Origin of the sequence: Desulfosarcina sp., from assembly GCF_033791525.1 — a bacterium.
GTDB lineage: Bacteria > Desulfobacterota > Desulfobacteria > Desulfobacterales > Desulfosarcinaceae > Desulfosarcina.
Window position 1 is genome coordinate 1 of the sequence record NZ_JASJGN010000278.1, and the last position, 9838, is coordinate 9838.

Annotated in this window: 9 protein-coding genes; 5 read left to right on the forward strand and 4 right to left on the reverse strand. The window is 53.3% G+C overall.

Annotated elements, in window-relative coordinates:
* Positions 1-453 precede the first annotated feature (453 nt).
* The gene (locus QNK41_RS13865; RefSeq protein ID WP_319257921.1) at positions 454-2049 is read left to right on the forward strand and encodes a class I adenylate-forming enzyme family protein; all 1596 of its coding nucleotides are present in this window, start codon (positions 454-456) and stop codon (positions 2047-2049) included.
* A 284-nt stretch (positions 2050-2333) separates the two neighbouring features.
* Entirely contained in the window at positions 2334-3524 is a 1191-nt protein-coding gene (locus QNK41_RS13870) for a thiolase family protein (protein WP_319257923.1), read from the forward strand.
* Positions 3525-3641: 117 nt separating this feature from the next.
* On the opposite strand, the gene QNK41_RS13875 is transcribed toward QNK41_RS13870, so the two are convergent.
* Positions 3642-3923 (reverse strand): hypothetical protein, encoded by a 282-nt coding sequence (locus tag QNK41_RS13875; RefSeq protein WP_319257925.1) that lies wholly within the window; start codon positions 3921-3923, stop codon positions 3642-3644.
* A 439-nt stretch (positions 3924-4362) separates the two neighbouring features.
* Between QNK41_RS13875 and QNK41_RS13880 the strand changes: the two genes are divergently transcribed.
* The 3 genes from QNK41_RS13880 to QNK41_RS13890 all read left to right on the forward strand — a co-directional run bounded on the left by QNK41_RS13880 (position 4363) and on the right by QNK41_RS13890 (position 5992).
* A complete protein-coding gene (locus tag QNK41_RS13880; RefSeq protein WP_319257927.1) occupies positions 4363-4584 on the forward strand; it encodes a hypothetical protein in 222 nt (73 codons plus the stop codon).
* A gap of 181 nt (positions 4585-4765) precedes the next feature.
* Positions 4766-4996 carry a KH domain-containing protein gene (locus tag QNK41_RS13885; RefSeq protein ID WP_319257929.1) on the forward strand — a complete coding sequence of 77 codons (231 nt, stop codon included), beginning with the start codon at positions 4766-4768 and terminating at the stop codon, positions 4994-4996.
* A 411-nt stretch (positions 4997-5407) separates the two neighbouring features.
* Positions 5408-5992 carry an alpha/beta family hydrolase gene (locus QNK41_RS13890; protein WP_319257937.1) on the forward strand — a complete coding sequence of 195 codons (585 nt, stop codon included), beginning with the start codon at positions 5408-5410 and terminating at the stop codon, positions 5990-5992.
* A gap of 114 nt (positions 5993-6106) precedes the next feature.
* Here QNK41_RS13890 and aat read toward each other — a convergent pair whose 3' ends face one another.
* The 3 genes from aat to clpS all read right to left on the reverse strand — a co-directional run bounded on the left by aat (position 6107) and on the right by clpS (position 9530).
* Positions 6107-6832 (reverse strand): leucyl/phenylalanyl-tRNA--protein transferase, encoded by a 726-nt coding sequence (gene aat / locus QNK41_RS13895; RefSeq protein WP_319257931.1) that lies wholly within the window; start codon positions 6830-6832, stop codon positions 6107-6109.
* 139 nt (positions 6833-6971) lie between these two features.
* Positions 6972-9212 (reverse strand): ATP-dependent Clp protease ATP-binding subunit ClpA, encoded by a 2241-nt coding sequence (clpA, locus tag QNK41_RS13900; RefSeq protein ID WP_319257933.1) that lies wholly within the window; start codon positions 9210-9212, stop codon positions 6972-6974.
* A 3-nt stretch (positions 9213-9215) separates the two neighbouring features.
* On the reverse strand, positions 9216-9530 hold the full coding sequence (gene clpS / locus QNK41_RS13905) for an ATP-dependent Clp protease adapter ClpS (RefSeq protein WP_319257935.1): 315 nt from the start codon (positions 9528-9530) through the stop codon (positions 9216-9218).
* Positions 9531-9838 lie beyond the last annotated feature (308 nt).

The following is a 9838-nucleotide window of genomic DNA, read 5'->3' on the forward strand; positions in this document are numbered from 1 at the left end:
CCGGCGCTGGTTTCTGGCCAACCATTACGGCATCGACGAGTATATCGACTTTCAAACCAGAAGCATCCTGGGCATGTGCCGCGAGAATGCGACATGTTAACCGTTCACGGTTTACAGTTATCGGTTCACGGTTAAGAAAAACAGAAGACAGACGATCACTATGGAGTCTTCTTTCGAGAATATAGAAGTATACAAAAAAGATTGCAGGTTCTCAATACTGCTTCAACCTTTTGCATAGTTCATTGAAAAAACGGTGAACTGTGAACCGATAACCGTGAACAGATATAATTGGTTAGATTAGTTTAGTTGGTTGGATTGGTTTGATTGGTTCAGTTGGTTGGAATGGTTGGATTAGTTGATTTTCTCCTCGAACCCTTGCATCCTCGAACCCTGAACCCCGAACCCTGAACCCCGAACCCTGAACCCCGAACCCTTCAACCTAAGGAACGCCCCATGGCCCATTGGATGAATCTGGGACAGCAGCTCAAGATGAACGCCAGGAAATATCCTCAGACCGTTGCCCTGTGTGACGCCCGACGGCGGTTCACCTACCCCGAAGTAAACCGACGGGTCAACCGCCTGGCCCACCGCCTCATGCAGATGGGCCTGAAAAAAGGTGACAAACTGGCTGTGCTCATGGAAAACAGCATCGAAATCATTGAGTTCTACCTGGCCACCGCCAAAACCGGGATCGTCATCGTACCGGTGAATTTCCGTCTGGTGGGCCGTGAGGTAGCATACATCGTCGACAATGCTGACGCCAAGGCCATGGCGGTGCACCACGAATTTACGCCGTGCGTGGATGCCATCAAGCCTCAACTGAAGCAGATTCCACCGGAGAATTACATTGTGGTGGACCAGGCCAAAGCGGGCTACCAGGAATACGAATCGCTGCTGGACGAGGCACCCGACAGTGAACCGGACGCAGCGGTCGCCCCTTCGGACACATGGATACTCATCTATACCTCCGGCACCACCGGTAAACCCAAAGGGGTGCTGCGCTCCCATGAATCCCACATCGCCTTCTTCCTGATCAACGCCGTGGACTTCGGGTTCGACCAGCGGGATGTGTGCATGAATGTCATGCCCCTTTGCCACATCAACTCCACCTTCTTCACCTTCACCTTCACCTATATCGGCGCCACGGTCTACATCCACCCGGCCCGATCCTTCAGGCCCGAGGAGATTCTGGAGATCGTGGAGCGGGAGAAAATCACCTTTATTTCCCTGATTCCCACCCACTACAACCTGATCCTCAATGTCTCCGACGAGGCCAGGCAGCGGGACATCCATTCCATAAAAAAGCTGCTCTGCAGCAGTGCTCCGGTGAGAAAAACAATGAAGACCGCCATCATGGAATTCTTCCCCGGGGTTGAGCTTTACGAGGGGTATGGTTCTACCGAGGCTGGCATCGTCACCGTGCTGCGTCCCGAGGATCAGATGCGTAAACTCGGCTCAATCGGTTTAGAAAGCCTGGGTACCGAGCGGATCAAGATTCTGGATGCGGAGGGCAAGGAAGTGGCCCCGTGCGAAGTGGGTGAGCTCTATTCCAAAGGGCCCATGCTGTTCGACGCCTACTATAAGTTGCCCGAAAAAACCGCCGCCGCCTTCAAGGATGGCTGGTTTTCAGCAGGCGACATGGCCCAGATGGACGAGGACGGCTTCTACCAGATCGTGGACCGCAAGGACAATATGATCATCACCGGCGGCGAGCACGTCTATCCCAGCGAGGTGGAAGAAACCATCGGCAGCCACCCGGACGTATTCGATGTGGCGGCCATCAGCCTGCCGGACGACAAATGGGGTGAGAAGGTCGCGGCGGTAGTGGTCCCCATGCAAGGGTCGGACCTCACCGAAGCGATCATTTTCGACTGGTGCCGTGATCGAATAGCCGGTTACAAGCGGCCCAAGCAGGTGATTTTCATCCAACCGGACCAGATGCCACGCACCGCCACGGGAAAAATCCTTCACCGCATTCTGCGGGAAGAATACGCCGAGGGCGAACCGGTGTTCCCGGAAACCGACAGCTGTCCGGCCCCGGAAAAATGATTACGGAATTGGGAATTTACGGATTCAGGAATTGTTGGAGCGGCTTCGAGCCGCGATCATGATACGGTTGCCACCAAGCGTTTAAGAAATGAACTGTGTTCGTCCAGAAATGGTAGCTTGGGGTTCAGATTAAGGCCGCAGCTTTATTGAAACCGAAGGCGTAGCAGCGCTACGTCGAGGATAGCGCTAAAGCTTCACTAGGTGCTCAATAAGGCGAGAACGCTGAGCTGGACCGCAAGATGCCGTTTCTGGGTGAACACGCCAGAGACGAGGAGGTTGTTTTCATGCTGACCAAAGCGTTCATCCCTTACAAAGGTTACTACTCCACTCCCTTCTGCCGTTGGCAGGGGGCCATGGCCAACGAGAATTCCATCGTGCTGGGCGCAAAGACCGCCGCCCGCTGGATTGCCGACAAGAATTGGGAACCGGGCATCTTCGACTACCTGGTCTTCGGAAACACCATCAGCCAGTTGCACCAGTTCTACAGCGCACCTTACGCCGCCGCCCTTATGGGCTGCGGCGGCATTCCCGGCATCGCCGTCAGCCAGGCCTGCACCACCGGCACCACCTGCATCTTCCAGGCGGCCACTTTCATCGAAACAGGCATGGCGTCCAATACATTTGTTCTCACCACCGACCGCACCTCCAACGGTCCCCACACCATCTGGCCCAACCCCAATGGTCCCGGGGGTGAGGTGATCAGCGAAAACTGGCTGATGGACAACTTCAATGCCGATCCCAATGTGGGCCTACGCATGGTGGAAACGGCGGAAAATGTCGCCAAAGAAGAATGCATCACCAAAGAAGAATGCGACCGTCTGGCCGTGCGTCGCTACGAGCAGTACCAAATGTCCCTGGCCGACGACCGGGCCTTTCAAAAACGGTATATGTTCGCCGCCGAAATCCAGCTCTCGCGCAAGAAAAGCATCCTCGTGGAACAAGACGAAGGCATCATGCCCACCACCGCCGAGGGACTGGCCAAACTCAAACCCCTGATGCCCGGCGGTGTGTTGAGCTTCGGCGCCCAGACCCACCCGGCCGACGGCAACGCCTCCATGGTTGTCACCACCAAAGAGAATGCCGAACGGTTGAGTGCCGACGCATCCATCCCCATCCAGGTGATCGCCTACGGCTTCTCCAGGGAAAAGAAAGGCTACATGGCCGCCGCACCGGTGCCGGCTGCCCGAATGGCCCTTAACAAAGCAGGCCTGTCCATCGGCGACATCAAGGTCATCAAGACCCACAACCCGTTTGTGGTCAACGACATCAATTTTGCCCGAAAGATGGAGATCGACGTCGACGGTTTCAACAACTACGGCTCGTCGGTGGTTTACGGTCACCCCCAGGGATCTACAGCCACCCGGCTGATCATGGAAGGTATCGAAGAGGCGGTCATGCAAGGCGGCGGTTACCTGCTGTGGACGGGCTGTGCCGCCGGCGACAGCGGTGCCTCGCTGATTCTGAAAATCGGCTGACAAAGACCCTGCTGCCATGGGGCATTGTAAAAGCGGACCGGACTACGACTCGCCCGGTCCGCTTCTTTCTTTTTCAGCACTTCAATCGATACAAACGGCTATTCGGAACGACGTCCGTCACCCATTTGTGTGGGCTTCCTTAAAGCCGTGCCACTCGTCATGATCGATGACATCGTCACCATCCAGATCAACGGCCTTGAACACATCCGCGGTGGTATCCGGGAACCGTTGTTTGAACTCCGCCCAGGTCACCGCCTCATCGCCGTCGGCATCCAGTTCATCAAAATGGATCATGTAGGGTCCGGGATCGGGCATTGAACCCTGGTGAAATTTGTTGTGGCCACAACCGCCGGCAAGGATGGCTATCGATATCAGGACCGTCACAGAAACTTTTCTCATTAAATCTCATCCCTTCTGATTATTGATGTCTACCAATCAAAATCCCACCGTTGATACATCGAACCTATTCAGTGAGACAGGTATTATTCAAAATAAGGCATCCTGGGTTGACTGCAAATCGAAGGACGCCCTTTTTGTATTTTTTATTAAGTCACTAACCGCGGTTCGGATGGCAGACGACGGTCACCGCACCTTTGGAAGGAGGCTTGATGATTCGTCCATAGGACAAATAAGGACAAGGAAATCATGACGAGTCGCCCGTATTGCGTTGACTGGTTAGATAGGCTACAATTATTTATTATTCTTCCAGCCGATTCGGCATCTCAATAATTGTGGTTCAGCATTTATTTGATCGGGTTGTCTTCGGGGAAAGGTGCACCCTTACCATACGGGTTACCTGTTCGCCATAACCCGGGTTGTTAAGCAGCGGGAGCCCGAAATGAAAAAACGCTATCTGTTGTGCCCGCAGTGTGGAACCCACCGGTTTTTCGTAAAAGATAACAACGGCCAGAATGTCTATTTTCATGTAGATTGGGATCATGTCCCCTTCCCCACGGAAATCTCGGCCGCCGACCTGTCCGGTACCGATTTTTCTGTTGTTCACAGCACCGGTTGTTCATGGAAAGGTGGCATCGACGGGCTGGTTAAATACCTTTTGTAAGCGGCACCGTTGGACCGGGGGTGAGCGATCCGGTGCCGTTTTTTGCAAGAGTGATTGACTTGTCATCGTTTTCGGCCGATGATTAATTGAATGGAACAAACGCCAGTTTGTTTTACCTGTCAACCTGAAACTGAGTGGGGAGCAGCGCGAACGTCTATAATCATATCCAGGGAGAGGCACCATGAAGAAGCTGGTCGAGGAGATTGCAAAGGCACTCGTTGACGCGCCGGAACAGGTATCGGTCAACGAGATTCAAAGCCAGCAGAGCGTCGTCATCGAGCTGGCCGTGGCCAAACAGGATCTGGGGAAAATCATCGGCAAAAAAGGCCAGAATGTGCAAGCCATCCGAACCATCCTGAACGCCGCTTCGGGGAAAAGCAAAAAACGCATCATCCTGGAACTGCTGGAATAGATACCCGGATCGTTGGATCCCGCTATTCATGGCAGCGTCCTTCCGGTGTTCAAATTGGATTTCACATTCATTTTGAACAAGTTCCGCAGCACGAGGAATACAGCATCGTCAGATAGCCACGCGGACCGTGCGAGGATAATGCGCCCCTGCCTTTCATCGCTCTCAACAAACAGACCCACGTCATTCGATCGCTTTCAAGAAAACGATTGGAATCGCCTGACAGAAACAATCATCCGATGTGCGGCGATCAAGAGGAAGAGAGACCTCAATCAGAGCAATGACCGGTGACCGAAAGGAAAGGAATTTCCGATAGTCTCAGAAAATGTACGCATCGATCTTGACGACCACGTCCATGTCTCGGCCGTTCTGGCAGGCCCGGATCATCCATCCCAAACGAATGGAGCGGGATTAATTTTTGCCCATGGCGCCGGCAACGACATGAACAACCCCTTGATTGTTGCCCTTGCCGAAGGGCTGGCCATTGCCGGTTGCGTCACCTTGCGGTTTAATTTCCCCTACAAGGAAAAGGGCAAAAAGTCGCCCGACTCCCAACAGAAGCTGATCCATACCTGGCAGTGTGCTTACGCGTATATGCAGCACAATCAAAAATTCCCGGTCAAACGAATTATCGCCATTGGCAAATCCATGGGCGGTCGGGTGGCATCGCAGATGGTGGCCGAGGGCCTGATGGATGTGGCCGGCCTCATTTTTCTGGGCTATCCCCTGCACGCCCCGGGAAAAAAGGACCAGCTGCGCGATGCCCACCTCTACCGGATCAGGCTGCCGATGCTGTTTTTTGCGGGCACCAAAGACCCCCTGTGCAATATGGACAAGCTGAATACCGTGCTGGACAACCTGCCATGCTCCCACGATTTAGAAGCCATCGAGGGCGGCAATCATTCTTTCAATCTTCCAAAAGCATACTCACGTTCGGAAGCCGACGTGCACCGGAAAATTTTGGAAAAATGCCTATCGTGGCTCGGGCAACTCGAATAGTCCTAACGGAGGCCTTCGATTGTCTCAGCGTTTATCGACCCGAGGTTTAACCGCTAAAGAATGGAAATAGTTGTGGGTTGGCGGTTTGAGGTGGGGACTAAATGAACCGAATTCCTATGAGGTGTCAACGCAACGCCTTGAGCTGACGACCGACTTTTCAAGCTGATCCAAAAACAATTTTCTCGGGACTTCCCGGGCACCAAAACGGATGAGATGGTCAGTTCTCACCTGGCAGTCGATGAGCTTGAATTTATGCTGTTTAAGATTCTCAACGAGCGCAACGAAGGCAACTTTTGAGGCATTGCTGACCCGGCTAAACATGGATTCTCCGAAAAAAACGCGGCCGATGGAAATGCCGTAAAGACCGCCGGCAAGTTTTTCGCCCTGCCATGCTTCCACCGAGTGCGCATATCCTCTCCGATACAGTTCACTATAGGCGTCTTTCATCTCACCGGTGATCCAGGTCCCCTCGCCATAAGATCGCTTCGCGTCGGCGCATGCCTGAATCACGGCTTCAAAAGCCTTGTCGAAAGTAACACTAAAACTTTTTCTTTTGATGATCTTGAGTAGTGATTTAGAGATTCTCAGTTCATCCGGATACAATACCAAACGTGGGTCGGGCGACCACCAGAGGATGGGTTCGCCCGGGCTGTACCAGGGGAAAATGCCGCTTTTATATGCCAGCAGGAGCCGTTCAGCGCCCAGATCGCCGCCTACGGCCAGCAGGCCTTCTTTAATAGCGAGATGCGGTGGTGGAAACGAGAGTTTTTGGGAGAGCGTGAAGACGGGCATGGGAGACGGGGTTTGTTGGGTTTGTTGGGTTTGTTGGGTAAGGCCCAAAACCCAGATTACCTTATGTTTGCAATCATCAATCGGTTTTTAGGTCGAAAAAACGGCAACTCGTCATACGAGTAACTGGTATTCCACACGTTTCCAACTCAATAAACACAAAAAACTCAACAAACCCAATCAACCAAATCTATTTGCCATATTCAAACACCAGCTCATCACCCTTCATATCCAGCACCACCTTGCCCCCCTTCTCCAGCCTACCGAAGAGAATTTCATCCGCCAGCATGTCCTTGATCTCGGTCTGGATGACGCGGGCCAAGGGCCGGGCGCCGTATTGGGGGTCATGGCCTTTCTTGGCCAACCATTTTCTCACCTTTTTTGAGTACTCAATGGATACTTTCTTGACCGCCAGCTGGTCGGCAAACTCTTTCATAAATTTGTCGACGATCATGGCCATGATCTCACGGTCGAGTGCATTGAAGGTGATGATGCCGTCCAGGCGGTTTCGAAATTCCGGGCTGAAAATTTTCTCGATGGCCTTTTTGCCTTTGCCGGTGGAATCGCCTTTGGTGTCGCCGAAACCGATGGTGGCGCTGCTCATCTCACGCGAACCGGCGTTGGAAGTCATCATGACGATGACATTGCGAAAATCCGCCTTTTTGCCGTTATTATCAGTCAGGGTGGCATGGTCGAGCACCTGCAAAAGGATATTGAACAGATCTTCGTGGGCCTTTTCGATTTCGTCCAGCAGCAGGACACAGTAGGGGTGCTTGCGCACGCCGTCGGTGAGCAGACCGCCCTGGTCGAAGCCGATGTAGCCGGGGGGTGCACCGATAAGCCGGGCCACGGCATGCTTTTCCATGTACTCGCTCATGTCATAGCGCATGAACTCCACATCCAGTTGCCGGGCCACCTGCCGGGCCACTTCAGTTTTGCCAACGCCGGTGGGGCCGGTGAACAGGAATGAACCCACGGGCTTTTCCGGCTGCCCCAGCCCGGCCCGTGAACGCTTGATGGCGGTCACCAGGGCATTGATGGCGTCGTCCTGGCCAAACACGACTTGGCGCAGCTGGCCGCCCAGATTTTCCAGTTTAGCCTTGTCCGGCGTAGAAACATTGACCGCTGGAATTCGAGCAATCTTGGACACGATCTTTTCGATATCCGACGGATGAACCCACTTGCGGTTGGTTGCACCGGAAAGCCGGATGGCGGCACCGGCTTCGTCGATGACGTCGATGGCCTTGTCCGGCAGGAATCGGTCGTTGATATATTTGGCCGACAGTTCACAGGCCGCTTTGAGCGCCGCATCCGTGTATACAATCTCGTGGTGTTCCTCGTAACGGGAGCGCAATCCTTTGAGGATCTTGATGGATTCCTTGACCGGCGGTTCCATGATATCAATTTTTTCGAATCGCCTGGACAGGGCACGGTCCTTTTCGAAATGGTTCTTGTACTCCTCATAGGTCGTGGAGCCGATGCATCTCAGTTCACCGGTGGACAGGAACGGCTTCAGGATATTGCTGGCATCCATGGATCCGCTGCTGGTGGCACCGGCACCGACGATGGTGTGAATCTCGTCGATAAACAGGATTGCGTTTTTGCGTTTTTTCAGTTCGGACACCACACCCTTGAGGCGCTGTTCGAAATCGCCCCGGAACTTTGAGCCGGCCAGCATACCGCCCAGATCCAACGAATAGATGCGCACCTCTTTAAGCAGGTCCGGCACCTCGCCGCCCCAGATTTTCTGGGCCAGCCCTTCCGCCATGGCCGTCTTTCCCACCCCCGGATCACCAACGAAAATGGGGTTGTTTTTCCTGCGCCGGCAGAGCACCTGCATGGTCCGCTCCATTTCCAGTTCGCGCCCGATCAGTGGGTCCAGCCTGCCTTTGGCAGACTGGTCGATCAGGTTCACCGTGTAAGCTTCCAGGGGACTGGACTTTTTCTTAATGGTTTTCTGCTCGGACGGTGCGTCGGTTTCAGACACGTCATCGGATATGCCCGTTGGAAGCTCATGGGAGATGTTCCGCAACACATCCAGCCGGGAAATTCCCTCTTCGCTCAGGAAATAGACCGCGTGGGACTCCTTTTCCATGAAAATGGAGGCCAGAATGTCGCTGACGGCCACCTCTTTCTTCTCGGCCGAGCGAACATGGTTGACAGCCCGTTGAATCACCCGCTGAAAGCCGATGGTCTGCTGAAGCACGTACTCACTTTCTTCAGGAAGCATCTCCATGTTATCATTGAAAAACATTTCCAGATTGGCTTTAATGTTTTCCACATTTCCGCCGCATTTTTCAACGATTTCAAGTCCGGAACTGTCGTGCAAAATGGCAAAAAGCACGTGTTCGACACTGACGTATTCATGCCGCCGTTTTTTGGCCTCGCGAACGGCAAAGCCCAATGTGGCGCTGAGTTCTTTACTGATCATTTTCTATTCCTGTTCCATGCTGCAGCGCAGCGGATAGCCGCTTTCACGGGCAAGATTGTGAACTGTATCGACCTTGGTTTCGGCAATTTCATGGGAGTAGCTCCCACACACCCCGACACCCTTTTGATGGACATTCAGCATGATCTTTGCCGCCGATTCAGGTGACTTGTTAAACACATACATCAATATCTCGACGACAAACTCCATGGTGGTGAAATCATCATTGTGCAGCAGCACCCGGTATCGGGGTGGCTCCCGGGTTTCATCCCGGGTTTCTGAACCAAGCTGCTCTTCTGTCTGGTAACGGTCATGGGCCATAGGGTTTCAATAATAGGGTTTAGGAGTCACTGCCAGTTCAACGTGAACGGCTGATGGCACGCGATTTAATCCCATAAGGATATTTTGTATCAGCCGCCAGGCCGTAACTAAACGAAATTACTCGTTTCATTCAACGATAAGCAATGAACTGACGGTACGGACTACATATGATTATAATCATCGCCGATATGGATTGTAAAGTGCATTTCTTGGCTGCGGAAGGGTTGGAAGAGGCAGGGTTTCAGGTAATTTGGTTTTCAATCGGTCCATCGCGGAGCGGTTGGATCGGATTGAACCCTCCCCGCGGC